We start from the raw sequence: 23,729 nt of genomic DNA, 5'->3' as shown, positions 1-23,729 counted from the left end.
TTGGCTCCCACGCCCACGCTCCGTACCATCCGCCCCGGCAGTGGACCCGAAGGACCCGAAGAACGGAAGCGGACCGTGGACGCGAGACCCGAGTACGAGAGCGGCGGCAGTGACGTGGACTGGGAGGGGGAGTGGCGCTGGCACGACGCGCAGTGGGCCGGCAACACGGCGATCCTCGTCGGGGCCTGCGCCGTGTCCGGGATCGGCTGGCTGTCCGGTACGGGGCCCGGGATCCGGGTGAGTGCCGTCGCCCTGCTGGTGGCGGCGCTCCTGATCTGGCTGAACACCCGGGCGCTGAAACGGCTCAGGTCCGAGACGGGCCTCTCGCACCGTCGGCTGGCGGCGGTCATGCGGCTCTCGCGGCGGGAGCAGATACCGAACGACCCGGTGGCCCGGCACGCGATGGTCCGGCTGCTCAAGCTGCAGAACAGCAAGAAGACGGGGGCGCGCTGGGCGCGCCCCGTCCTCGCCGCGGTGCTGCTGCTCTTCGCGCTCCTGCAGTTCCTCGCCGGGAACGTCCTGTTCAGCGTGGCGCTGCTCGCCGCGGGCGGCTATCTGGCCTCCCCGTTCGGCGTGGCGGCGCGCATCGAGGCCCGCCAGAACCGGCTGGAGGCCCGCCTCGCCGAGCTGACCGCCGCCCCGCCGCAGGGCTGAGCCGGGCGGGGTCGGGCGGGGTCGGCTCAGGCGGGCCTGGCACCCACCGGAACGGCCCGTACCCACGTCCGCTCCGGGTCCAGGTAGGCGTCCACCTTCAGCCCCGCCTCCTCCAGCGCCGTCTCGAACTCCTGCTCCGTCAGCGGGCACGAGAGGAAGGTCTGCGTCCAGTGCGCGTCGGGGAATTCGTACTGGACGTGCACGGACCGGGTCCCGGGACGGCCCTCGCCCGCGGCGGGCTCCGAGGAGACGATGCGGACAAGCCCGCCGTCGGGGTACTGCCGCTCGACGGGCAGCCCCTCGTGCCGGCCGGCCGCCTCCCGCTGGATCACCACGACGCCGTCGTCGGCGACATGGCGGCGGCAGGTCCGCAGGAAGCCCTCGCGCAGTCCTTCCGCGCCCGCGTGGACGAGGAAGGACATGAGGACCACGACGTCGTAGCGCTCACCGGGCAGGTCGAGGGACTCGATGGGGCTCCGTACGACCCGCACCCGGGGGAGCCACTCCCGTACCTCCGCGAGCATCTCGGCGGACTCGTCTACCGCGGTGACGATGAAGCCCTGCTCGTTCAGCGGGCGGGTGAGCCGGCCGACACCGGCGCCCAGTTCCAGGAGGCGGGCACCCGGTCGGCTCGGGGCGGCCAGCGCCAGCCACTTCGGCTCGTCGAAGACGGGGAGCCGCCGGTACAGCTCCACCGCGCACCCGTCGGGGGTGATCGCCCCGGGCCCGGTGCCCTCGTATCCCTTGCGCACGATGTGATCCATGGGACGCATCGCAACACGGGGCGGGCGGCGGGGAAAAGGCGATCCTCGGCCGTTCCTGGGCCGGGACTGACGATCCAGTGGGAAATTCCGGCGGAAGCCGTGCCCCCGTGCCGCCTCATTCGTCAGGCGGGTAGGCGACATCCTCATGTGGCCGGACGATATGGGCATCTGGAGCACTCAGCGTGAAGATCGGAACGAACGAAAACAGCGGAACCAGGGGAACCGGCGGAACGAGAGGAACCGGAGGATCCGGCGGAACCAGAGGAACCGGCGGATCCAGGAGGACGCGGGTGCGCCGCGTGTCGGCCGTCGCCGTCACCGCCGCCACCGCCGGGTCCGTCCTGGCCACCGGGGCGGCCCTCGCCCCGGCACAGGCCCTCGCCCCGGCGGCCGCCGGTACGGCCGCCCCCGCGCTCGCCGCCCCCAAGGCCCCCACCGTCACCGCCAGGGGCGCCTTCCTGATGAACGCGGGCACGGGGAGGACCCTGTACGCGAAGGGGGCGGACACCCGCCTGCCCACCGGCTCGACCACCAAGATCATGACGGCGAAGGTGGTGCTCGCCAGCAAGGGCCTCGACCTGGACGCCAAGGTCACCGTGCAGAAGGCGTACAGCGACTACATCGTCAGGAACTCCGCCTCCTCGGCCCGCCTGATCGTCGGCGACAGGGTCACCGTCCGCCAGCTGCTGTACGGGCTGATGCTGCCGTCCGGCTGCGACGCGGCGTACGCGCTGGCCGACAAGTTCGGTACGGGCGGGACACGGGACGCGCGGGTGAAGTCCTTCATCGGGAAGATGAACGCCACCGCTCGCTCGCTCGGCCTGAAGAACACCCACTTCGACTCCTTCGACGGCGGAGGCGGCAGGGGCAACTACTCCACGGCCCGCGACCTCACCAGACTCGCGGTGAGCGCGATGAAGAACACCACCTTCCGGGCCGTGGTCGCCACCAGGTCCACCAAGCAGCGCACCGCCACCAGGTCCGGCGGCCGGCGCACCATGGCGTGGACCAACACCAACCCGCTGCTCAACAGCTACCCGGGCACCCTCGGCATCAAGACGGGGTCGGGCCCCAACGCCAAGTACTGCCTGGTCTTCGCCACCAAGCGCGGCAGCAAGACCCTCTACGGCACGCTCCTCGCCTCGTCGTCGGACGTGAACCGGGCGAAGGACGCGGGCCGGCTGCTCGACTACGGCTTCAAGAAGTAGCGGGACACCCCGCTTCGAGCGGTAGGTGGGCCGCTCCGCTTCAAGAGGCAGCGGGCCGCTCCGTGAGGAACCGGTCCTCGCACCAGGCCACGGCGTCGTCGCGGGTGTCCGTCCAGCGGCCGGGGTGGCCGACGGCGTCCTTCAGGAACGGTTGCTGGACGGCGACGGCGACCTGGTGGCCCCGATGTTCGAGGTCCGCCAGCGTCGCGGCGAGCATCGTGGCGGGGCCGGCGCCGACGGCCGTGACCGCCGTGAGGTCCAGGACCACGCCGCCGGGATCGGCCGGGACGACGTGCGCCACGGCGTTCAACAGCTGTTCGGTCTCGGTGAACTCCAGGTCGCCCTGGGCACCGACGACGGCGATGCGCCGCCCGTCGCGGTCCAGGGCCGCCGCCTGTCCCGGATCGCGCACCCGGGAGGAGCGCGCCGCGTGCACGGTGTCGGTGACGGTGGCCGTCAGGTGCACCGGCGCGTGCATGAGGTGCAGCGCGAACCGTTCGGACATCTCGGTGAGGGCGGCCACGCCCCGTACGGAGTTGCCCTCCGCGTCCAGCGGCGGGCTGTAGAGCGCGACGCCGAACCGGCCGGGGCTGGCCGCGATCAAGCCGCCCGCGACGCCGCTCTTGGCGGGCAGCCCGACGTTCAGCAGCCACTGCCCTGCCCCGTCGTACATGCCGCAGGTGGCCATGATCGCCAGGGTCCGCACCGCGACGTCCTGGGTCACCACGCGCTCGCCGGTGCACGGGTTGAGGCCGCCCTTGGCCAGGGTCGCGGCCATGACCGCCAGGTCGGCCGCGGTGACCCGGACGGCGCACTGGCGGAAGTAGGTGTCGGTCACGGAGTAGGGGTCGTCGTCCAGCGATCCGGCCGAGCGCATCAGATAGGCCAGCGCGCGGTTGCGGTCACCGCTGGCGGCCTCGGAGGCGTACACCTCCTCGTCGTGGTCGAGGCGGCGGCCGGCGAAGGCGGACAGCCAGTCCAGGATGCGGGCGGACCGCTCTTCGGGGTCGGCCGCCTTGACCAGGGCGGTGGTGGCGATCGCACCGGCGTTGACCATCGGATTGGCGGGCCGTCCTGTGCCGGGCTCCAGGCTGATGGCGTTGAAGGCCTCGCCGCTCGGCTCGGCGCCGACGCGTCTGAGCATCTCGTCGGGCCCCAGGTCGGTCAGGGCCAGGGCGTAGACGAAGGGCTTGGAGACCGACTGGATGCTGAAGTGGGCATCGGCCTTCCCGGCCTGGTAACGATGGCCGGCCATGCTGGTGAGGGCGATCCCGAAGTCGTCCGGGTCGGCCTGGGCGAGCTTCGGGATGTAGGAGGCGACCTCGCCGCCCCGCAGTGCGCCGATGCGCTCGTGGAGTTCGCTGAGGGACTCCGTCACCGGATCCATGAATTGCCTCACGCCTCCTGCTCCTGCTCCCGCTTCACCCGCCCGGCACGGACCGGCCGTGCCGTACCCAGACCGTAAGTACGGTCACCGGCCGCCACAGCCGGAGCCGGCCCACACGGGTGACCGCGCAGGGCGGAGGCGCGGTGCGGGCGGGGGAGCGGTGCACGCCGGTCACGGGCGCAGTGCACGCCGGTCACAGGCGCGGTGCACGCCGGTCACAGGCGCGGTGCACGCCGGTCACAGGCGCGGTGCGGGCCCGGAGCCCCCGACGGCCCCCGCGGGCGCCGCAGCCCCTACGCCCCCACCGCTCCCGGCGCCGGAACCCCCACCCCCGCCCCGTACAGCGCCTCCGCCACCCGCAGCACCAGCCCGTCCCGGTGCCTGGCGGCGACCAGCTGCACCCCCACCGGCAGCCCGCCCGCGTCCGTCCCGCACGGCACCGTCGCCGCGGGCTGCTGCGTCAGGTTGAAGGGGTACGTGAACGGGGTCCAGCCCGTCCACCTGCGCAGCCCCGACCCCCTCGCCACCTCCGCACCCGCCTCGAAGGCCGTCACCGGCAGCGTCGGCGTCACCAGGACGTCGTACGCCGTGTGGAAGCGGCCCATCCGCCGCCCCAGCTCCATCCGGGCGTCCACCGCGGCCAGGTAGTCCAGCGCGCTCAGCCGCGCCCCGGCCCCGCAGATCTCGCGCAGGCCGGGGTCCAGGCCGTCCCGCTGTTCGCGCCCGAAGCCCTGCACCACCCGGGCGGCCCCGCTGAACCACAGCGTGTGGAAGGCCTCCACCGGGTCCGCGAAGTCCGGGTCCGCCTCCTCCACGTACGCGCCGAGATCGGCGAGCCTCTCGACCGCGCCCCGTACCGCGGCCGCGACCTCCGGCGCCACCTTCACCTGTCCGCCCAGCGTCGGCGAGTACGCCACCCGCAGCCCGCGCACCCCGTCCCGCAGACCGGTCCTGGTCTCCGCGTCGTCCGTCACCGCCGACTGCGACCAGTCCCGCCAGTCCGCCTCCCCGGCCATGACGTCCAGCATCAGGGCGGCGTCGGCCGCGTCCCGCGCCATCGGCCCCGCGTGCGAGAGCGTGCCGAAGGGGCTCGACGGGTAGAGCGGGATCCGGCCGTACGTGGGCTTCATGCCGAAGATCCCGCAGAAGGAGGCCGGGATCCGGACCGAGCCGCCCCCGTCCGTGCCGACCGACAGCGGCCCGGCGCCCGCCGCCACGGCCACCGCGCTCCCGCCGCTCGAACCGCCCGAGGTCCGGTTCTGGTCGTACGGATTGCGGGTGACGCCGAAGCGCGGCGAGTCCGTGACGCCCTTCCAGCCGAACTCCGGGGTGGTGGTCTTCGCGACCAGGACGGCCCCGTGCTCCCGCAGCCGTGCCACGGAAGGTGCGTCTTCCACCCAACTGGCGTCCGCCGACACGGCGTTGGAGCCGCGCAGGGTCGGTGTGCCCGCGGTCAGGAGCAGGTCCTTGACCGTGACCGGCACCCCGTCGAGCAGGCCCCGGGGCTCCCGCCTGCGCCACCGCTCGGCGGACGCGCGGGCCTGCTCCAGGGCGCCCTCGTGGTCGATCGAGACGAAGGCGTTCAGGGCCGGCTGGATCGCCTCGGCCCGCTCCAGTACGGCCCGGGTCGCCTCCACGGGCGACAGCTCGCCCTTCTCGTACGCGGCGAGCAGCTGGCGGGCGGTGAAGGCGGTGAGGGACGTGGGTGCACTCGGTTCCGTCGCTTCAGTCATGCATGGGGACGTACCCAACATTCTTGTCGACTACATTCGGAAGAGGCCCACCGCTCTCCCAAAGGTCGTACAACTCCACGAACTGGGCTGCCAGTTCGTCCCGCCACCCCAGCACGTCGCCGCTCATGTGCGGGGACACGGTGAGGCCGGGCACGTCCCACAGCGGGCTCTCCGGGGGGAGTGGTTCCTGGGTGAAGACGTCCAGTGCGGCGCCCGCGATCCACCGCTTGGCGAGGGCGGCCAGGAGGTCGCTCTCCACGACCAGCTGACCCCGCCCGACATTGATGAAGTACGCCGCCGGGTTCATCGCGTCGAAGGCCCGCGCGTCGAACATGCCCCGGGTCGTGTCCGTCAGCGGTGCCGCGCACACCACCCAGTCGGCGCGGGCCAGGAGGGGGAGCAGTTCGCCGGGGCCGTGCACGCCGGGCCGGGCGGTGCGCCCGGTCACGGCGACGGTCACCCCCAGCGCCTCCAGGGTCCGCGCGATCGCCCGCCCGATGGGCCCGGAGCCGACCACCACGGCCCGCGTCCCGGCCACCCGCCTCGTCTCCCGGTGGTGCCAACGGCGCTGCCGCTGCAGCTCGTTCGTGCCCAGGAAGTCCTTCGCCGCGGCGAGGACGAGACCGGCGACGTACTCCGCCATCGGCTGGTCGAAGATGCCGCGCGCGTTGGTGACCACCGTGTCGGAAGCGGCGAGTTCCGGACACATCAGATGGTCCACCCCGGCGCTCGCGGTGTGCACCCAGCGCGGGCGTGCGCCGGGGCCCGGCCATGCGCGCCGTACCGCATCCGAAAGGAAGTCCCACACCAGGAGCACATCCGCTTCCGGTAGTTGACTCCGGATCGTCGAATCGTCACCGTGCAGAATGCGGGTCCGTCCGGTCAGGTTGCCGAGACGGGGCAGTGGTTCGGCGTCAAGGACAAGAAGGGTCACATCAGTCATGGCGGAGAAACCGTTTCGTAACGTCTGACATACGCAGATGGTGTACGGATTGACCACACTCGTACCCGCACCCTACGGTCGTCAACACCCGTATCTGGGGGCCGCATTGGACATTGACTTTCTCGGTGGGCCACAGCCGCAACGCGGCGTGGGAGTGGTGGCCCCCTTCGACTTCGCACTCGACCGGGAGCTCTGGCGGTGGGTGCCGGACGGCATCTCCCTCCATCTCACCCGAACTCCCTTCGTCCCCGTCGAGGTCAGCCTCGACCTGGCCCGGCTGGTCAGCGAGCACCAGACGCTGCGCGAGGCGGTCCGGGCCCTGATCGCGGTCGAACCGCAGGTCGTCGCGTACGCCTGCACCTCCGGAAGTTTCGTCGGCGGCACCGCAGGGGAACGCGCCATGTGCGAGGCGATGTCCCGGGCCGGCGAGACACAGGCCGGGGACCTGCCGTCGGTGACCACGTCCGGCGCGCTCCTGGAGGCGCTCGGTGAACTGGGCGCGCGAAGGATCGCCCTGGTCACCCCGTACACGGAGTCGGTGACGCAGTCGCTGGAGGAGTACCTGGCGGAAGCGGGCATCGTCATCACCGGAAGGGAGTTCCTGGGGCTCACCCGGCACATCTGGAAGGTCCCCTACCGGGATGTGGTGGACATGGCCCGGCAGGCGGTGGTCGGCGCGGCCGACTGCCTCTTCATCAGCTGCACCAACCTCCCCACGTACGACGTGATTCCACAGCTGGAGGCGGAGCTGCGGATGCCCGTCATCTCCGCGAACCAGGTCACCATGTGGTCCGCGCTGCGCCGGCTCGGCGCGCAGGCGGTCGGTCCTTACCAGCAGCTGCTGATGGCCTCCAGGACGCAGTCGCAGCCGGAGGCCGCGGAGCTGCTGCCGCCTGCGGAGCTGCTGCCACCCGCGGAGGTGGTGCGGCCCGCGGAGCTGCTGCCGCCGGTGGAGCTGTTGCCGCCCGTGGAGCTGCTGCCGCCCGCGCTGCCGGCGGCGTTCCAGGACCCCCCTCCGCTCTCCGAGTTCCCCGAGCAGGAAGGCCCGACCTGACATGACAGCGATCGGATTCCTCTATCCCGGCCATTCCGCCGAGGACGACTACCCGCGCATCGAAATGATGCTCGCCGCCCCCGACGTCCGTCTGCCACTGGTCCACACCGACATCGGCACCGACGCCCACCGCGTCGACGCACTCCTGGAGATGGGCTCCGAGGACCGACTCGCGGCGGGCGTCGAGGAGTTGCGCCTCGCGGGCGCGGAAGCGGTCGTCTGGGCCTGTACGAGCGCCAGCTTCGTGTTCGGCCTCGACGGCGCCCACGACCAGGTCCGCCGCCTGGCCCTGCACGCGGGCCTCCCCGCCTCCTCCACGTCCTTCGCCTTCGCCCATGCCGTACGGGAACTGGGCGCGCGCCGCGTCGCGGTCGCCGCCACCTATCCGTCGGACGTCGCGGAACTCTTCCACGACTTCCTCAAGTCGGCGGGTACGGAGGTCGTTTCGACCCGGGGCAGCGGCATCGTCACGGCGGCCGAGGTCGGCACCTGGGGCCGTGCCGAGGTCCTCGCGCTGGCCCGCGCGGGCGACCATCCGGACGCGGAGGCGGTCCTCCTCCCGGACACGGCGCTGCACACGGCGGCGTATCTGACGGACCTGGAGAGGGAGTTGGGCAAACCCGTCCTGACCGCCAACCAGGTCACGGTCTGGGAGGGTCTCCGGCTGGCGGAGCGGCGGGTGCGGGCGAAGGGGCTGGGAGTGCTGTTCGGGGGGTAGCTGGGCACCCCGGTACCCGTCGGCGCCAACTGGGCGGCCCCTGCGTTTGATTGATCACGCGGGCCGCCTCTCCCTTTCCCTCTTGCGCACACCGTTCCGTCGTGCGTACAGTGTGCGCATCGGGAACGCGACGGGCGTTCGACCCACACACATACGGGGGTAGTCATGACGGAGAACATGAGCTGGAACGAGCAGGGCGAGTGGAAGGCCGCGGGCGCGTGGGGGGTCAAGGGCTCCACCGCCCGGACCGTCGAACTCGCCCGCTGGCAGGCCAGGCTGGACGAACTGTGCGCCGCGCACCACGTCCCCGGCGCCTCGCTCGCCGTGCTGGTCGACGGCGAGGTGCACGAGCTCGCCAGCGGCCTCCTGCACCGGGGCACCGGGGTGGAGACGACCACCGACTCGGTCTTCCAGCTCGGCTCGATCGCCAAGCTCTACACGGCCACCCTGGTGATGCAGCTCGCCGACTCGGGCCTCCTCGACATCGACGCACCGGTCGTGTCCGTCCTGCCGGAGTTCGTCACCGCCGACCCCGAGGCCACCAAGCGGATCACCACCCGCCAACTCCTCTCCCACACCAGTGGGTTGACCTGTGACTTCACCTACGACAGCGGGCGCGGCGACGACTGCCTGGCCCGCTTCCTGGAAGCCAGCGCAGGAGTGGCGTTGGACTGCGCGCCGGGCACCGCCGTCTCGTACAGCGGCATCGCCTACAACGTCCTGGGCCGCATCGCGGAGGTTCTGACCGGCCAGACCTGGGACGAGGCGCTGAAGACCCGGGTCCTCGCCCCGCTCGGCGCGACCCACACCATGACCCTCCCCGAGGAGGCACTCGCCTTCCGGGCCGCGATGGGGCACCTGGGCGAGCCGGGCGAGATGCCCGACCCGGCCCCCGCCTGGGACATGATGCCGCGCTCGGCGGGCCCGTACGGCCGGGTGATCGCCAGCGCGGGCGACGTGGTCCGGCTGGCCCGCATGCACCTGGACGGCGGCGTCGCACAGGACGGCACCCGCATCCTCTCCACCGCCGCCGTCTCCGCCATGCAGCAGTGGGAGACGGACGTCCCCGACAGGTGGACGGTCAGCTCGGACGGCTGGGGCCTCGGCTGGACCCTGTACGACTGGAAGGGCACGCGGGGCTACGGCCACGACGGCGCGTCCATCGGCCAGTACTCCTACCTCCGCGTCGTCCCCTCCGCCGGGGTGGCCGTCGCGCTCCTCACCAATGGCGGCAGCGCGCGCCTGATCTACGCCACCCTCATGCGCGAACTCCTCGCCGAACTCGCCGACGTGGAGATGCCGGACTCCTTGGCCCCGTCGGCCGAGCCGGTCGAGGTCGACTGGGCGCCGCTGGTCGGCGTCTACCGCAGGGCGGGCGTCGTCCTGACGGTGACCGAGGGGCACCTCCTGTACGAATTCGTCGACGGAATGGCCGACTTCTCGCCGCCGCTCTCGGTGGACCTGCTCCCGGTCACGGACAAGGTCTTCGCGGGCACGGGGGCGGGGGCGTCCTTCAGCGAGGACTACATGCCGGTGGTCTTCGCGGAGCTTTCGGACGGGACGGCGTGCGTGTACGTGGGAATGCGCGCGGCACCGAAGGTGTGAGCGGCCGGCGCGGAGGGGGCGGTGTCGGGGTGCGACGGCCGGGTGGGGGCGTGCCGCAGTGGGGGCCGCCCCCTTGCCCACCCTTCCCCAAGCTCTTAAGGAGCAGGGGAGACCCCACTGCCCCCGGGGGGCGGCCCCGCTGCCCAAGGAGACGGCGGTATTTAGGGGCGCGGGGAACTGCGCGATCAGCCACGATGCACCCGCACGACGATCATCCCGGTGGGGAATAACCGGAGCCTCCCTCCCGTTCCGTACGACGGAAGTACGGAAGACGCCCCACCCGCCCCAGGAGGATCCCCGGTGGAACCCACCCCCCACCCCATCCGTGCCAGCGCCACCGGCCTCGCCCCCACCCCCCTCTCCGTCCTCGACCTGGCCACCGTCGGCGTCGGCGCCACCCCCAGTGACGCCCTCCGCACCAGCGTCGAGATCGCGAAGCTCGGGGAGGCCCGCGGGTTCCACCGCTACTGGGTGGCCGAGCACCACTCCATGCCGGGAGTGGCCAGTTCGTCGCCGGCCGTGATCCTCGCCCACCTCGCCGCCCACACCGACCGGATCCGCCTCGGTTCGGGCGGCGTCATGCTGCCCAACCACGCCCCGCTCGTCATCGCGGAGCAGTTCGGCACGCTGGAAGCGATGGCCCCGGGCCGCGTGGACCTGGGCCTCGGCCGGGCCCCCGGCACCGACGGCGCCACCGCCGCCGCGCTGCGCCGCAGCGACAACCCCCACGAGGGTGCGGACGAATTCCCGCGCCAGCTGGCCGAGTTGACCCGGTTCCTGACCGACGACTTCCCGGAGGGCCACCCCTACTCCCGGATCCACGCCGTCCCGGGGCCTGTGCAGGGCCACAGCAACACCCCCCAGATCTGGCTCCTCGGCAGCTCCGGCTTCAGCGCCCGGCTGGCCGGTACGCTCGGGCTGCCCTTCGCGTTCGCGCACCACTTCTCCGCGCAGAACACGATCCCGGCCCTCGACCTCTACCGCGAGTCCTTCCGCCCGTCGGAGGTCCTGGACGCCCCGTACTCGGTCATCGGCGTCTCCGCCCTCGCCGCGGACGACGAGGCCGAGGCCCGCCGCCAGGTCCTCACCGGCGCGCTCAGCATGCTGCGTCTGCGCACCGGCCGCCCCGGTCTGATCCCCACACCGGAAGAGGCGGCCGCGTACCGATTCAGCTCCCTGGAGCAGGAGTTCGTCGACGGCTGGCTGGCGAACGTCGTGCACGGCACCCCGGACGCCGTCCGTGCCGGTCTCGACGACCTCGCCAAGCGCACCGGCGCCGACGAGCTGATGCTCACCGCCAACGCGCACACCGGCTCGGCCCGCGTCCGCTCGTACGAGCTGATCGCCGACGCGTACCAACTCCCGCATGCGGTCTAGGACTTAGGAAGCCGCCCGCTCGCAGAGCATCGCCGCGATCCGGTCCGGCGCCGTCGGCCGCGAGTACAGCCAGCCCTGGCCCGTGTCGCAGCCGATCCGCCGCAGCCGCGCCGCCTGGCCCGCCGTCTCCACGCACTCCGCGGTGACGGTGAGGCCCAGGCGGTGCGCGAGCTGCACCAGGGCCTCCACGATCGTTTCGTCGGCGGGGTTCGGGTGCGCCTCGTCCTGGAAGCCCCGTACGAAGGCGCCGTCCAGCTTCAGCACCGACACCGGCAGCCGGCTCAGATACGCCAGGTTCGAGTAGCCCGTCCCGAAGTCGTCGATCGCGATGTGCACGCCCATGTCGCTCAGCGCCTGTAGCGCCTGCAATGGCCGTCCCGCCGAGCCCATCACCGCCGACTCGGTCAGCTCCAGCTGCAGCAACTCCGGTGCGAGCCCCGTCTCTTCGAGGATCTCGGCCACATCGGCCACCAGGTCCGAGTCCCAGACCTGACGCACCGCCACATTCACCGAAACGAAGAGCGGCTCGGTCTCCGGGTGGTCCTTCTGCCACTGCCGCGCCTGCCGGCACGCCGTCCGCAGCACCCACCGCCCGAGGTGGACGATCGAGCCGTCCTCCTCCGCGATTCCGATGAACCGATTCGGCGCCAGCGTCCCGAACTGCGGATGCCGCCACCGCACCAGGGCCTCGACCCCCCGCACCAGGCCGCCCTCCAGGTCCACCAGTGGCTGGTACTCCAGCACGAACTCGCCCCGCTCCAGGGCGGGACGCAGCGTCGACGACAGTGCCTGACGGGTCATCCGGTGCGCGTTGCGCTCCGGGTCGAAGAGCGTCCAGCGGCCCTTGCCGTCGGCCTTCGCCCAGTACAGCGTCGTGTCCGCGGCCTGCATCAGCCCGGTCGCCGTCGTGCCCGCGGCCGACCGCTCGACGACGCCGATCGACGCGGACACCGAGAGCCGCTGCCCGGCCAGGTCGAACGGCTGCTGCAGCGCGGTCAGCACGGTCTGCGCCAGCTCCGCCAGCTGCTCGGTGCCGGTCGAGTCCTCCACGAGCAGCGCGAACTCGTCACCGCCGAGCCGTGCCACCAGGAACCCGCCGCCGGGACCGTAACCGTTCTGGTCCGCGCACCGGGTCAGCCGGGTCGCGACCGCGGTCAGCAGCCGGTCGCCGACCCGGTGGCCGAGCGTGTCGTTGACCGCCTTGAAGCCGTCCAGGTCCAGGTAGCAGAGCCCGATCCGGCCGGTCCCGCCGCGCTCGTACGTCGAGGTCTCCAGGGCGGCCGAGAGCCGCTCGAAGAACAGCGCGCGGTTGGGGAGGCGGGTCACCGGGTCGTGCATCTGGAGGTGCCGCAGCCGGGCCTGGAGCTCGCGCCAGTCGCTGATGTCGGAGACCGAAAGGAGCACGTTCTCACTGTCCGGTACGGGGGCGAGCGCGACCTCCACCCACAGGGCGTGCCCGTCGCGGTGCTTGAGCCTGCGGGTGCAGCGGAACTTGGTCCGCCGTCCGTCCAGGAGCTCGCGGTACGCGTTCCAGGTGCGGGCGTCCGAGGCCAGGTCCACCAGGTCGGCGGCCTCCGTACCGGCCAGCCGGCCGGGGTCGGAGCCGAGCAGCGTGCCGAGCGCCGTGTTCGCGGCGAGGACGGTGCCGCCCGGGGTGAGAAGGGCCATCGCCAGCTGGGCGGCCCGGAAGGCGGCCCGGTAGTCGCGGACGCCGGCGTCGTCACGGCCGCCGCTGTGGGCACGGGGGTACTGCGGGTCGTCCGGCCCGCCCGGGGTCGCGCACCCGTCGTACTCCGGACAGTCGCCGTACTCGGGATGACGCTCCGTGACGAAGGGTGGGACGAGAGGGGCGGGGGAGACTGGGTCGGGGCCTGAACCGGACTCTTCGGGGATTCCGCTCACGGTGTGCTCCCGCAGGGCGATGGAGTCGAACAGGTTTCGTCGGGGGATGTCGGAGGTCCTGATGTCGGCGGTCCTGATGCGGATCCCAGGCGGGAAAGTGTGCCGATCATAGAGGCTGCCCCGACGGCCGATCCAGCTCCTTCGCCGCCGAATCCCGGCCCGGTACCGGGCCGCCGGGGTGGCCCGCCCTACTGGCCGATCGTTTCTGCACGGGTGTGCCTTGACCTGCCATCCTCCTGACCACTTGTGACTTTCTGTGACCTACCGGGGTGTCGCCGCAGGGTGTCCCGAGTACCCGAGTGGCGCACTGGAACAGGGCATTCACCCCCAAACCCGAACAATGTGGGTGGGGTGTTCCGAATTCCGCAGCGGAGGCCCGGAGGTCGATGTGCTGGACCAGTTGACGCCCGGGGAAGTGCCCGAGGAGCCGCCCGGCGGACCACCCGAGGGGGTGGCTGAAGGGGCGGCCGAGGGGACGTCCGGCGGGGTGGACCGGTCCCGGCTGCGGCTGCGCAGCACGGCGGCCTTCGTGACCTCCCTCGCGGCGCTCGCCGCGACGGGGCTCGTCGCGGGCCCGGCCGCCGCCGCCGGCCAGTCGGCCGCACTGTGCGCACTCCCGCGCACCGCGGCCCACCACTCGCTGGGCCTCGACAGCTGGAACGAGAGCTACCCCCGCCCGGTCCAGACCCTCAACGCGGTGATGATCTTCCTGTCCTTCCCCGACTCCGAGCCCCTGACCACCCCCCGCGAACTCGCCGCCGACCACTTCCCGGCGACCAGTGACTTCTTCCGGCGCGCCTCGTACGGAAAGTTCCTGCTCAAGCCGCACCCGATGTCCGACTGGGTGCGGATGCCGGCCGACTCCACCTCGTACGCCATACAGCGCGACTGGAGCGCCGAGCGGCGCAGCGCCTACCTGCGCGACGCGGTGGCCGCCGCCGACGGCCGGGTCGACTTCTCCCAGTACGACGTCGTCTACCTGGTCGCCGACCCGGACGCCCCGGGCGTCGACTCCGACGCCACCAAGGTGGTCAACTTCGACACCCCGCTGCGCGCCGACGGCAAGGACATCCGCCGCATCGTCACCGTCTTCGAGAAGCACCCGCCGGACCGCAACGTCCTCGCCCACGAGACCGGCCACGTCTTCGACCTCCCCGACCTCTACCACCGTCCCTCCGACGGCAAGGGCGACTGGGACACGCACGTCGGCGACTGGGACGTCATGGGCAGCCAGTTCGGACTCGCCCCCGAGCCCTTCGGCTGGCACAAGTGGAAGCTCGGCTGGCTCGACGCCGACCAGGTCGCCTGCGTCCCGTGGGGCAGCACCACCCGGTTCACCCTGGACCCGCTGGCGGCCCCCGCCCCGGCCGGCGGCCAGCGCGGCAACGCACGCCTCGCCGTCGTCCGTACGGGAGAGAACACCGCCCTCGCCGTCGAGGCGCGCGGCGGCTCGGGCAACGACCGGGGCGCCTGCGTCGAGGGCGTCCTGATCTACCGGGTGCGCAACGGCGCGGCATCCGGCGGCGGCCCGATCGAGGTCGTCGACACCCACCCGCGCACCGAGGCGTGCGCGGACCGCTCGGTGTACCCGCCGCTCGCGGACGCACCGCTGGGCGTCGGCGAGACGTACACGGTGGCGGACCAGGGCACCCGGGTGGAGGTCGCGGACCGGACCGGCTCCGGCGGGTGGACGGTGCAGGTCACGACGGGACAGGGGCAGCGGGCGCCGGCCCGGTCCTAGGCGGTGCGCAGTTCTTCGGAGAGGGCGGAGAGGTACGAAAAAGTCCCCCGAGCCGAAGCTCGGGGGACTTTTCCCGTCTGTGCGCCGCCAGGGACTCGAACCCCGGACCCGCTGATTAAGAGTCAGCTGCTCTAACCAACTGAGCTAGCGGCGCCTGCTGACGTCGTAGACATTAGCACCCTGATCGGCGGGAGGAAAAATCGATAACCGGGAGGCCCGCACACAGGCCCAGAACAGCACCTCGGGGCCCGGCAGCCAGGGGTGTCGGACATCGGGCGCGACCACCCAGCGGGGCCCCTTCTCGGGTCCGGGCGCCAGCGCGGGCACGGTCACCGCGTCGCCCGTCCCGTGGCAGAGCAGCGGCGGTACGTCGTCGGCGCGGTGCTCCCACTCCAGGAGCGCGGGCAGCCGCTGGGCGGTGCCGGGCGTCGCGAACAGCAGCATCCGCCCGCGCTGACCGGCCACGGGGCCGGAGCCGGGGCCCTCCGCCCAGAGCGCGTCGAGCATCCGGCGGCCGAAGACGGCGGGCGCGTTCACCACGTCGAAGGCGGTCCCGCAGGGCAGCACGGCGGGCGCGGTGGGGCGCGCCTCCCAGGTGGAGAGCGTGCTGCGCGCATACGCGGAGGCGGAGACCAGCCAGGCGGCGCCGGAGGCGGTGACGCGGTCGAGTGCGGGGGTGGGGGCGGGGGCGGGGCTCTGCGTGGGGGAGTGCGCGGGGGAGGGGGAAGGGAGCGGGGAGCGGAGGGGTGTGGGGGCGTGGGTGCTCATGTCACAGGTCTACTGGGGGTGAGCGATTCGTTTCCGAGAGTTGCCGGAAACCGGGACAGGGTGCCCAGGAGGGGAGTATCTTGCCGTCGCCGCATATGCCAACTGCGAATCCCCGGTCCGAGCACCCGGGCCTGAGCTGCCGGGCCTGATCTCGGGCCCGAGCGCCCCGGTCCGAGCTCCCGGGTCCGAGTTCCCGGGTCCGAGCTCCCCGGTCCGAGTTCCCCGGTCCGAGCTCCCGGGCCCGAGCGGGTTCCGTCGCTGCGGCGATCCGGTCTACTGGCCGGTTGCCCCGTTGCGCAGCAGGTCCCGTCCGAAGTCGACCATCTTCTTCGCGTAGTCCTCGGTCCACGCCGCCCGCTCCGCGATGTCCGCCGGCGTCAGCCGGTCGAACCTCTTCGGGTCCGCCAGCTGCGCCGCCGCGACGGCCTGGAACTCCACCGCCCGGTCCGTCGCCGCGCGGAACGCGTGGGTCAGCTCGGTGGCCCGGGAGAGCAGTTCCTTGGGGTCCTCGATCGACTCCAGGTCGAAGAAGTGCTCGGGATCGGCGGACGCTTCCGCGGGCTCGAAGAGCAGCGGTGCGGGGCGCAGCCGCCGCGCGTTCGGCTCGGTTTCCGCCATGTGCTTCCTCCCATTCGCGGCCACCCAGGGGGCAGATGGCCACCATCCATTGTCCGGGTGCGCGCAAGTAGGCCTCACCGGGCCCGGCGGGCCCGGTGCTCAAGGCGTTCCGGCGGTCAGGGTGTCCAGCGCACCCGGTGTTCCGCGAGGTGTGCCAGTACCGAGTGGTTGGCCTCCCACCCGTCGGGGGCACCTTTTCACTGCCGCCCTCGCACTGCTTCGCAGGCTTCGGACGGCTGGCCGGACTCCGTCCGGCGTCCGCGGTCAGGGTGTCCAGCGCACCCGGTGTTCCGCGAGGTGTGCCAGTACCGAGTGGTTCGCCTCCCATCCGTCCGGGAACTTCACGGTCACGCCCAGCTGCACCGGCTCCGTCGACGGGTGTTCGTCGAGCAGTTCCGCGACGCCCTCGCGGCACACCACGATGCACGCGTGCCGGTGGCGGGAGGCCAGGACGCACAGGCGGCCCGTCTCCAGGTGGAAGGCGGTCGCGTCGGGGCGGCCGGACAGCGGGTGCAGGACGACCGTCACGTCGAACTCCCGCCCCTGGAGCCGGTTCGCGGTGTCCACCGCGACGCCCGTCACGCCGAGGGCGGCCAGCGCGGCCCGTACCGCCGCCGCCTGGTCCCGGTGCGCGGTGCCGACCGCGACGCGGTCCGCGGTGAGGGGGGTGGGGTCGGGGGAGCGTTCGCTGAGTGCCGCCCCGCCCCGGTCGAGCAGGCGTCGTACGACCCGGGCGAGTGCGCCCACCGCCTCCGGGTCGGTACGGGGCGTGTGCCGGGCGGGCAGCTCAAGCAGGCCCCAGCCCGATTGCGCCGCCTCGTCCACCACCCGGTCCTCCGCCGAACCGTCCGACGGCACGCCGAAGGTCAGCCGCCGGTCCTCCGGGCCCGTACCGCTGCGGAACGGCGTGTACGGGTAGAAGGCCGCCGACACGAGCGGCGCGGCCGACGCAGGGAGCCGCCACGACACCGGCAGCCGGTGCTGCGGCAGCTCGGGGTTGTGCGCGAGGAGGGTGGACACGGCGCTGGCGGACGGGTCGTACGACAGCCCCGCCCACTGATCGGCGCCGACGATCGAGAACGGGTCGAGCTGCCCCGGGTCGCCCACGAACAGCGCCCGCTCGAAGAGGCTCGCCACGGCGAGCAGCGCGTCCGACCGCATCTGGTACGCCTCGTCGACGATCGCGTGCCGCCACGGCTCGACCCCCTTGACGTGCGCCCACTTCGCGGCCGTCGAGAGGACGACGTCGAGCCCGGCGAGGTCGGCCGCCTTCGCGGACTTCTTCACCTGTCCGAGGTCGTCGAGGGCCTTGTCGTACGGATCGGATTCGGAGCTGTGCAGCCGACCCACGGGGAGGTCGGGCTGCTTCTCGGCGAGCCGTAGGACGAGGTCGTCCACCTGGGCGTTCGTCTGTGCGACGACCATCAACGGGCGCCCGGCGGCGGCAAGTTCGAGGGCGGCGCGCACGACGAGGGTGGACTTTCCCGCGCCCGGCGGGGAGTCCACGACGACGCCCCGGTGGGCGCCGTGGAGCGTGTCGTGGAGGATCGCGGCGGTGGCGCGGGCGGCTTCGGCGCCGGGGTCGAAGTCGCGGTCGGGGCCGGTGCCGGGGTGCGGGGGAAGGGTGGTCACAGCAGGTCCTCCGGGGTCACCGGGTCCGGGGCTTCCGCCAGGGTGGGGCCGGTGGCCGTCGCGGCGCCGGGTTCGCCGTCCGGGTTCGGCGGGCCGCCGTGGGTCCACGGGGTCTCCTCCGGGTCGGGCAGCTGCGGTCCGCCGCGCTGTTCGTGCTCGAACAGGGTCCAGCAGACGCGGTCGCCCGCCGCCGGGACGGTGCCGGGGGCCGGCTCCTTGGAGCGGCCCATTCCGTTGACGACGCGGAGCACCAGCACGCCCTCGTCCGCCCACTCCACGAACTCCGCGGTCTGCGCCTTCCCCTCCAGCGACCGGTACACCTTCACCCGCTCGCCGCCGCCCAGCTGCGGCAGATCCGTCGTCCGTACGGTCACCAGCGGACGCGGACTCGGCCGTTTCCCCTCGCTCCAGCTCATCTCGACACCGAGCACCTCGCTGGTGAACGCCTCGCCGGACAGCCGCCTGGCCGCCATGACCAGCGGGTCGTCCAACGCCTCCTGGGCCTCCAGCCGCGCCTGCTCCGTCTCCCGCGAGGCGAGCTTCTGGGCGGCGCCCACCGCGCTGTCGAGGCGCGGCTGCGGCGGCTCCCCGGCCCGTACCCGGTCCCGGTGGCCGGTGTACGACCAGCGGTCCCGGGTCCACCGCTCACCCGCCCGCACCCCCTCGGGCAGGGCCCGCAGCAGGTCCAGGGACTGCCACACGGAGTCCCAGGTGGGCCGCAGCTGAGTGGCGAGCAGCTCGCGGATGCGGCGCTCGGCGGCCGACAGCGCACCGAGCCGGGCGTCCGCGCTCATCCCGTCCTCGGCGGCGGCGAACTGCTGCCTGGCCAGGTCGTACGCGTCGATGGCGGGGGCGAGCAGGGCGTTGTCGAACGCGGGGTCGGTGGCGGGACCCGCGGGCGGGCACAGCAGCTGCCCGGCGGCGTCCCGCCCGGCCTCGGCGCGCAGCGCGGCCGCCGCGCCGCTGCCCGCGCCGCTGCCCGCGTCCTCCCGCTCCTGCGGGTCGATCGCGTCGCTCGGACCGATCCAGGCGAGCAGCGCCCCCAGGTGCTGGTCCTCCAGGCTGCTCTGCCCGGTCGCCCAGTGCCGGCCGAGCAGGTCGGTCGCGGAGAGGAGGAGGGAGGAGCCGGGGACGCGGGCCCGCTCGCCGTAGTGCGTCAGCCAGCGCCCGAGGAGGGGGATGTGCGGCGGGGCGGGATAGGGCGTGTCCGGGTCCTGCTCGGCGGTGCGGCGGAACCGCATCGACCGCCCGAGCAGCCGTACGTACTCGATGCCGGCCCGGCTCGGCACGATCAACTGCGGTGCGTCCCGGCAGAGTTCGACCTCCACCTTCACGCGCTTGCCGGTCTCGGGGTCGGTCTCGTTGCGCTCGGCGGGCTCGGTGTCGTCGGCGTACGAGTCGATGTACGGGAGCACGGCGTCGGCCAGCTCGGCGAGGAACGCGAACCGGAGGTCGCGGTCGCGGGGCTGGGCGACGGCGAGGAGGCGGGGGGTGCTGCGGTCGGTCCCGACGAGGGCCCCGAGCGGCGCGCCCGCCTCACCGGCGGTGGTCAGGGGCACGACGACCATGGGCCGCTCGGCGAGGTGCCGGTGGCGGACGGTGGCGAGGGGCTGGGCGCGACCGCTGCGGGTGGCTTCCAGCCGGGCGAGGGTGTTGATCAGCGACATGGGATGTCGGGCTTGCCTTTCGGGGTGGGGCGGTGCGGTGTCGGGGTGGACGGTCGGGCGAGGCATGCCGCGGTGGGGGCATTTAGGGGCGCGGGGAACTGCGCGATCAGCCATGACGTGCCCGCACGAAGACCACCGGCCCGGCGGCCAGCCACGACGTGCCCGCACGAAGACCACCGGCCCGGCGGCCAGCCACGACGTGCCCGCACGAAGACCACCGGCCCGGCGGCCAGCCACGACGCGCCCGCACGAAGACCACCGGCCCGGCGGCCAGCCACGACGCAACCGCGCGACGACCACCACCCGCCCCCGGCCCCACCTCACACCCCCGCCCCGGCGGCAGCCCCCAGCGCCTCCGCGCGCAACGCCGCGGCCCTGCGCAGGGCCGCCACCGTCGGATCCGCAGGATCCCCCGCACGGCCCTCCGCCGCGTCGAGGACCGCCTCGACCGTCGTCAGCCCGCCCAGTTCGCCCCGCACGCTCCGGCCCAGCGTCTCCACCGCGCCCGCCTCGCGCGACCGCTCCCGGCAGTGGAAGGCCAGTTCGCACGCGGCCAGGCACTCCGGTGCGTACGCCGCGTCCACCGACTCGACCGCGGCGGCCAGCTCCTGGGCCGAGCGCGACGACGGGTCGAACGTCGTCCCCTCCGGCAGCGCGGCCGCCAGGTCCTCGATGCGGCGCATCCGGGCCAACTGCCGCCTGGTGACCGAGAGTTGCTTCCGTACGTCCACCACCGCGCCGGTCGGCAGGTTGGAGAAGTCCTTGGGGCAGACCAGCAGCACCCGGTGCCCGACCTCCGCGCCCGCCACCTTCGCCGCCACCCGCTCCAGCGCCAGTACGTACACAGCGGCCTGCCGGGCGGCCGCACCCACCTTCGCCGCGTCGGCCGAACCGTCCAGCATCGGGAAGGACTTGATCTCGACGGCCGTCCAGTGGCCGTCCGGATGCACCACCACCGCGTCCGGCTCCAGGTACGCGGGCGTGCCCGCGACCTCCAGCGCCAGCATCGGGTGGTCGAGCAGCGTCCACGCCTTCGCCGCCGTCGCCTCGCGCAGTGCGAGCGCGGTGCGTGCCGTACGCCCCTCGGGGCCCGCCGCCGACACGTCGGGGGTCAGCGCCCCGGACGGATCCTCCACCCCCAGCAGCCGCAGCAGCTCGGTCCCGCCGTCCGACTTCACCCGCGCCTCGAACGCGTTGCCGCGCATGAACGCGAACTGCGACTGCCCGAAAGCGGCCGGCGACCCCAACGCCTGGGCGAGCACCGCCTTGTTCACCCCCGCCCCGTCCAGCAGCGTCCGCCGCTCGCACCCCGGGTTCGCCGCCAGCGCGGCCAGTGCGCGGGCGTCCAGCGGATGCGGGGCGACCGCGGGGCCACGCAGCTCGGCGAGCCGCTGCCGTACCGGAACGTGCGCCGGAGCAGCCGGTTCGTGACGTACGGGCTCAGGCGTGGGTTCGGGTCCGCTGCCCAGGGTTGCGTTCACCCTCGGAAGTCTCGCATCCGCCACTGACAACACCTCCGTACCGCCGCTGACAACACCTCCGTACCGCCACTGCCAACACCCCCGCATCCGTTCCCGCACCCCGTGCGCGATGATGGAACGGGCCGGTCCTATTCCGGTCCATTTCGCTCAGCGTCCAGGGAGAGATCGACATGGCACCCCGCATCCTGCTGGCCCGGCACGGTCAGACGGAATGGTCGCTGTCCGGCAGGCACACCGGCCGCACCGACATCCCGCTGCTCGACGAGGGCCGCCACGGTGCGAAGGTGCTGGGCGAGCGGCTGCACCGCGCCCCGTGGAACGGCCTGCCGGACGTCACGGTCCGCACCAGCCCGCTGCTCCGCGCCCGTGAGACCTGCGACCTCGCCGGGTTCGGCGACCGCGCCCAGGACTGGGACGCCCTCATGGAGTGGGACTACGGCTCCTACGAGGGCCTCAAGCCGGACGAGATCCACGCACGGCAGCCCGGCTGGATGATCTGGCGCAACGGCGCCCCGGACGGCGAGACCCTCGCCGACGTCACCGCCCGCGTCGACGAGGTCGTCGAGTGGGTCCGCTCCGAGGACCGCGACGTGCTGGTCTTCGCGCACGGCCACATCCTGCGCTCGCTGGGCGCCCGCTGGCTGGGCCTCGACATCGGCTTCGGCGCCCACATCCGGCTCGACCCGACCTCGCTGTCCGTACTGGGCTGGGCGTACGGCGAACCCGCCGTCGAGCGGTGGAACGACACCGGCCACCTCGACGGGTAGCCGCCCCGCCGCCGGTCTCACCCCCGCCGCGCCGTCCTCGCGTGCCGGGCCAGGAACGCGCCGATGCTCGGGGAGCGCCGGTGCGGCAGCAGCGTCCTGATCGTCCCGGCCAGCAATCCGCTCACCCGGGACGACTGGACCTGTTCCAGCAGGTCGAGCACCTTCTGGCCGACCGCCGCCGCCTCGTCGGGCACGCCCGCCCTGGCGAGGTCGTCGGCCAGCTCGGCGTTGTAGAGCGCGAGGTTGCGGGCGAAGTGCGGGTCCTGGAGTGATGCGGCCCGGTGCGCGTACCGCGCCGCCACCTGCCAGTCGCCCAGCGCCGACCAGCACTGCGCCTCAAGCCCCGCCAGTTCGGCGGGCCCGAAGAAGGACATCCACTCCGGGTCGTCCCCACAAGGCCCGCACTGGAAGAGCGACTTGGCCCGTACGAGCGCCTCGACGCAGCCCGTACGATCGCCCAGCGCGGCCCAGCCGGCCGCCTCGCGCAACGTCAGCAGCGACATCAGCCGCATCGAGCCGAGGCCGCCCGCCGCCCGCTGCCCGGCCTGCGCCGCCCGCAGCGCCTCGCGGGGGCGGCCCGCGTCCCTGGCCAGGAACGCCGTGTTGCAGAACGCGTGCGCCTCCAGCCGCCCGTCCCCGGCGACCCGCGCGGTGGCCAGCGCCTCCGCGTAGTGCGAGCGGGCCTCCTCGAAGCGGCCCGAGTCGTGCGCCAACCAGCCCACCGACAGCGCCAGTTCACCGGCCGCCGAGTGCAGCCTGTCCGACACCGTGCGCCGGACCGTCCCGGCGTCGAGCAGGGCGTACGCGGTTCGCAGGGGCTTGCCCGCGTGCTGGTAGAGGGCGTCGGCGCCGTGCCGGTCGTCGAGCAGCCGGATCTGCCGCACCGCCTCTTCGACGGCGGCGGCCTCGTTCGTGCCCGGCCGGCCGGAGAGGGCGCCGGCGCCTCTGCGGGCCGGGCCGTCCGGCGTGCTCGCGAAGGCGGTCCCCAGGGACCCGAGAGTGGCAGCGGCGGCCACGGTGGCGGAACCGCTCGTCATGAACGCGCGACGCAGCACGTCGCTCTCCTCGTCGATGTGGGAAACATGTGGTTCGGGACCGGCCGGGCCGGGCCGCGCGGGCACCAGTGCGGGTACGAGCACAGGGGCGGGAGCGGCCGTACCCGCGGCCGTACCCGCGGGCGTACCGAAGTGCGGCAGCAGCGCGTTCGCACCACCGCGCGCTCCCCGGCCGCGTACGGTCTCCCGGGCCGTGAACCCCAGATCGGTCAGCGTCAGACCGGGGAACATGTGCAGGAACACCCGCTCGTACGCGTAGTTGGGGCAGCGGATCTCGCCCGCCTCCACCCGCCCGATGTACCGGGCGTCGCACGCCACCTGCTCACCGATCTCGCGGGCCGCCCGGCGCACCGCCGCCGCGAACTCTCCCGGTGAGCGGTGTCCCCGCAGGGCCCTGAAGACGGTGTTGGGGTCGGACGGCCGGTGATTCGCTGGTGACGACGCCATGGCCGGGCCCTCTCTGGCGGATGGTGCGATGGTGCTGTGCCGGGGCGGATGCGTGCACCCCGGACGGGGCATGAACGTACCGGCTGCGACCCTGCCGACACGCGGAGTTTGCCTACAAACCGGATATCTCATCCACGATCTGCCATGAACTGCCATCCTTTGCGGCGGCGAGCCGCCGTAGCGTTGCCGCCGTTGCCGCGTTGACCAG

At 73.1% G+C, this 23,729-nt stretch carries 19 protein-coding genes and 1 tRNA gene; 8 read left to right on the top strand and 12 right to left on the bottom strand.

The window, feature by feature from the left end; all coding sequences use genetic code 11:
* Positions 1-75 precede the first annotated feature (75 nt).
* A complete protein-coding gene (locus ACH4SP_RS21635; protein WP_398417125.1) occupies positions 76-654 on the top strand; it encodes a hypothetical protein in 579 nt (192 codons plus the stop codon).
* A gap of 26 nt (positions 655-680) precedes the next feature.
* Here ACH4SP_RS21635 and ACH4SP_RS21630 read toward each other — a convergent pair whose 3' ends face one another.
* The gene (locus ACH4SP_RS21630) at positions 681-1,418 is read right to left on the bottom strand and encodes a class I SAM-dependent methyltransferase (protein ID WP_398417124.1); all 738 of its coding nucleotides are present in this window, start codon (positions 1,416-1,418) and stop codon (positions 681-683) included.
* Positions 1,419-1,708: 290 nt separating this feature from the next.
* Between ACH4SP_RS21630 and ACH4SP_RS21625 the strand changes: the two genes are divergently transcribed.
* On the top strand, positions 1,709-2,626 hold the full coding sequence (locus tag ACH4SP_RS21625) for a D-alanyl-D-alanine carboxypeptidase family protein (RefSeq protein ID WP_398417123.1): 918 nt from the start codon (positions 1,709-1,711) through the stop codon (positions 2,624-2,626).
* Positions 2,627-2,666: 40 nt separating this feature from the next.
* On the opposite strand, the gene glsA is transcribed toward ACH4SP_RS21625, so the two are convergent.
* The 3 genes from glsA to ACH4SP_RS21610 all read right to left on the bottom strand — a co-directional run bounded on the left by glsA (position 2,667) and on the right by ACH4SP_RS21610 (position 6,689).
* Positions 2,667-4,025, bottom strand: coding sequence for a glutaminase A (glsA, locus tag ACH4SP_RS21620; RefSeq protein ID WP_398417122.1), 1,359 nt, complete (start codon positions 4,023-4,025; stop codon positions 2,667-2,669).
* Between the two features lie 281 nt (positions 4,026-4,306).
* Positions 4,307-5,746: an amidase gene (locus ACH4SP_RS21615; protein ID WP_398417121.1), complete on the bottom strand. Its 1,440-nt coding sequence runs from the start codon at positions 5,744-5,746 to the stop codon at positions 4,307-4,309.
* Positions 5,739-6,689 (bottom strand): D-2-hydroxyacid dehydrogenase, encoded by a 951-nt coding sequence (locus ACH4SP_RS21610; RefSeq protein ID WP_398417120.1) that lies wholly within the window; start codon positions 6,687-6,689, stop codon positions 5,739-5,741. The genes ACH4SP_RS21615 and ACH4SP_RS21610 overlap by 8 nt, the downstream gene beginning before the upstream one ends.
* Before the next feature lie 106 nt (positions 6,690-6,795).
* On the opposite strand from ACH4SP_RS21610, the gene ACH4SP_RS21605 reads away from it, so the two are divergent.
* The 4 genes from ACH4SP_RS21605 (at position 6,796) to ACH4SP_RS21590 (ending at position 11,443) form a co-directional block, all read left to right on the top strand.
* Positions 6,796-7,743, top strand: a complete 948-nt coding sequence (locus ACH4SP_RS21605) for a decarboxylase (protein ID WP_398417119.1) — start codon at positions 6,796-6,798, stop codon at positions 7,741-7,743.
* A 1-nt stretch (position 7,744) separates the two neighbouring features.
* A complete protein-coding gene (locus ACH4SP_RS21600; protein WP_398417118.1) occupies positions 7,745-8,461 on the top strand; it encodes an aspartate/glutamate racemase family protein in 717 nt (238 codons plus the stop codon).
* Positions 8,462-8,626: 165 nt separating this feature from the next.
* Complete coding sequence (locus tag ACH4SP_RS21595) at positions 8,627-10,066, top strand: serine hydrolase domain-containing protein (protein ID WP_398417117.1); 1,440 nt, start codon at positions 8,627-8,629, stop codon at positions 10,064-10,066.
* Positions 10,067-10,366: 300 nt separating this feature from the next.
* Positions 10,367-11,443: an LLM class flavin-dependent oxidoreductase gene (locus ACH4SP_RS21590; protein WP_398417116.1), complete on the top strand. Its 1,077-nt coding sequence runs from the start codon at positions 10,367-10,369 to the stop codon at positions 11,441-11,443.
* Between the two features lie 3 nt (positions 11,444-11,446).
* Here the strand turns inward: ACH4SP_RS21590 and ACH4SP_RS21585 are convergent, their stop codons facing one another.
* Complete coding sequence (locus tag ACH4SP_RS21585; protein ID WP_398417115.1) at positions 11,447-13,345, bottom strand: putative bifunctional diguanylate cyclase/phosphodiesterase; 1,899 nt, start codon at positions 13,343-13,345, stop codon at positions 11,447-11,449.
* 451 nt (positions 13,346-13,796) lie between these two features.
* On the opposite strand from ACH4SP_RS21585, the gene ACH4SP_RS21580 reads away from it, so the two are divergent.
* On the top strand, positions 13,797-15,086 hold the full coding sequence (locus tag ACH4SP_RS21580) for a M6 family metalloprotease domain-containing protein (protein ID WP_398417218.1): 1,290 nt from the start codon (positions 13,797-13,799) through the stop codon (positions 15,084-15,086).
* An 80-nt stretch (positions 15,087-15,166) separates the two neighbouring features.
* Here the strand turns inward: ACH4SP_RS21580 and ACH4SP_RS21575 are convergent.
* From ACH4SP_RS21575 to ACH4SP_RS21550, 6 genes are all read right to left on the bottom strand, one after another.
* Positions 15,167-15,240: transfer RNA gene (locus ACH4SP_RS21575), tRNA-Lys, on the bottom strand.
* Positions 15,231-15,854 carry a hypothetical protein gene (locus tag ACH4SP_RS21570; protein ID WP_398417114.1) on the bottom strand — a complete coding sequence of 208 codons (624 nt, stop codon included), beginning with the start codon at positions 15,852-15,854 and terminating at the stop codon, positions 15,231-15,233. The genes ACH4SP_RS21575 and ACH4SP_RS21570 overlap by 10 nt, the downstream gene beginning before the upstream one ends.
* Positions 15,855-16,127: 273 nt before the next feature.
* Positions 16,128-16,472, bottom strand: a complete 345-nt coding sequence (locus tag ACH4SP_RS21565; RefSeq protein ID WP_398417113.1) for a hypothetical protein — start codon at positions 16,470-16,472, stop codon at positions 16,128-16,130.
* Between the two features lie 264 nt (positions 16,473-16,736).
* Positions 16,737-18,104: an AAA domain-containing protein gene (locus tag ACH4SP_RS21560; RefSeq protein WP_398417112.1), complete on the bottom strand. Its 1,368-nt coding sequence runs from the start codon at positions 18,102-18,104 to the stop codon at positions 16,737-16,739.
* Positions 18,101-19,771, bottom strand: a complete 1,671-nt coding sequence (locus ACH4SP_RS21555; protein WP_398417111.1) for a hypothetical protein — start codon at positions 19,769-19,771, stop codon at positions 18,101-18,103. Before ACH4SP_RS21555 ends, ACH4SP_RS21560 begins: the two co-directional genes overlap by 4 nt.
* Before the next feature lie 320 nt (positions 19,772-20,091).
* Entirely contained in the window at positions 20,092-21,252 is a 1,161-nt protein-coding gene (locus tag ACH4SP_RS21550; protein WP_398417110.1) for a hypothetical protein, read from the bottom strand.
* A 170-nt stretch (positions 21,253-21,422) separates the two neighbouring features.
* Here ACH4SP_RS21550 and ACH4SP_RS21545 point away from each other — a divergent pair, with 170 nt between their 5' ends.
* A complete protein-coding gene (locus ACH4SP_RS21545) occupies positions 21,423-22,019 on the top strand; it encodes a histidine phosphatase family protein (protein ID WP_398417109.1) in 597 nt (198 codons plus the stop codon).
* A gap of 17 nt (positions 22,020-22,036) precedes the next feature.
* Here ACH4SP_RS21545 and ACH4SP_RS21540 read toward each other — a convergent pair whose 3' ends face one another.
* Positions 22,037-23,521, bottom strand: coding sequence for a hypothetical protein (locus ACH4SP_RS21540; RefSeq protein ID WP_398417108.1), 1,485 nt, complete (start codon positions 23,519-23,521; stop codon positions 22,037-22,039).
* Positions 23,522-23,729 lie beyond the last annotated feature (208 nt).

Origin of the sequence: Streptomyces sp. NPDC021093 (assembly GCF_044333135.1) — a bacterium.
Classification (GTDB): domain Bacteria; phylum Actinomycetota; class Actinomycetes; order Streptomycetales; family Streptomycetaceae; genus Streptomyces.
This window is presented reverse-complemented; position numbering and strand designations above follow the sequence as displayed.

What these genes read in the sequence shown, in the direction of transcription:
- ACH4SP_RS21630 (WP_398417124.1), bottom strand. Translation starts at nt 1,418, where the DNA reads ATGGATCACATCGTGCGCAAGGGATACGAGGGCACCGGGCCCGGGGCG.
- ACH4SP_RS21615 (WP_398417121.1), bottom strand. Translation starts at nt 5,746, where the DNA reads ATGACTGAAGCGACGGAACCGAGTGCACCCACGTCCCTCACCGCCTTC.
- ACH4SP_RS21610 (WP_398417120.1), bottom strand. Translation starts at nt 6,689, where the DNA reads ATGACTGATGTGACCCTTCTTGTCCTTGACGCCGAACCACTGCCCCGT.
- ACH4SP_RS21600 (WP_398417118.1), top strand. Translation starts at nt 7,745, where the DNA reads ATGACAGCGATCGGATTCCTCTATCCCGGCCATTCCGCCGAGGACGAC.
- ACH4SP_RS21595 (WP_398417117.1), top strand. Translation starts at nt 8,627, where the DNA reads ATGACGGAGAACATGAGCTGGAACGAGCAGGGCGAGTGGAAGGCCGCG.
- ACH4SP_RS21570 (WP_398417114.1), bottom strand. Translation starts at nt 15,854, where the DNA reads ATGAGCACCCACGCCCCCACACCCCTCCGCTCCCCGCTCCCTTCCCCC.
- ACH4SP_RS21565 (WP_398417113.1), bottom strand. Translation starts at nt 16,472, where the DNA reads ATGGCGGAAACCGAGCCGAACGCGCGGCGGCTGCGCCCCGCACCGCTG.
- ACH4SP_RS21555 (WP_398417111.1), bottom strand. Translation starts at nt 19,771, where the DNA reads ATGTCGCTGATCAACACCCTCGCCCGGCTGGAAGCCACCCGCAGCGGT.
- ACH4SP_RS21545 (WP_398417109.1), top strand. Translation starts at nt 21,423, where the DNA reads ATGGCACCCCGCATCCTGCTGGCCCGGCACGGTCAGACGGAATGGTCG.
- ACH4SP_RS21540 (WP_398417108.1), bottom strand. Translation starts at nt 23,521, where the DNA reads ATGGCGTCGTCACCAGCGAATCACCGGCCGTCCGACCCCAACACCGTC.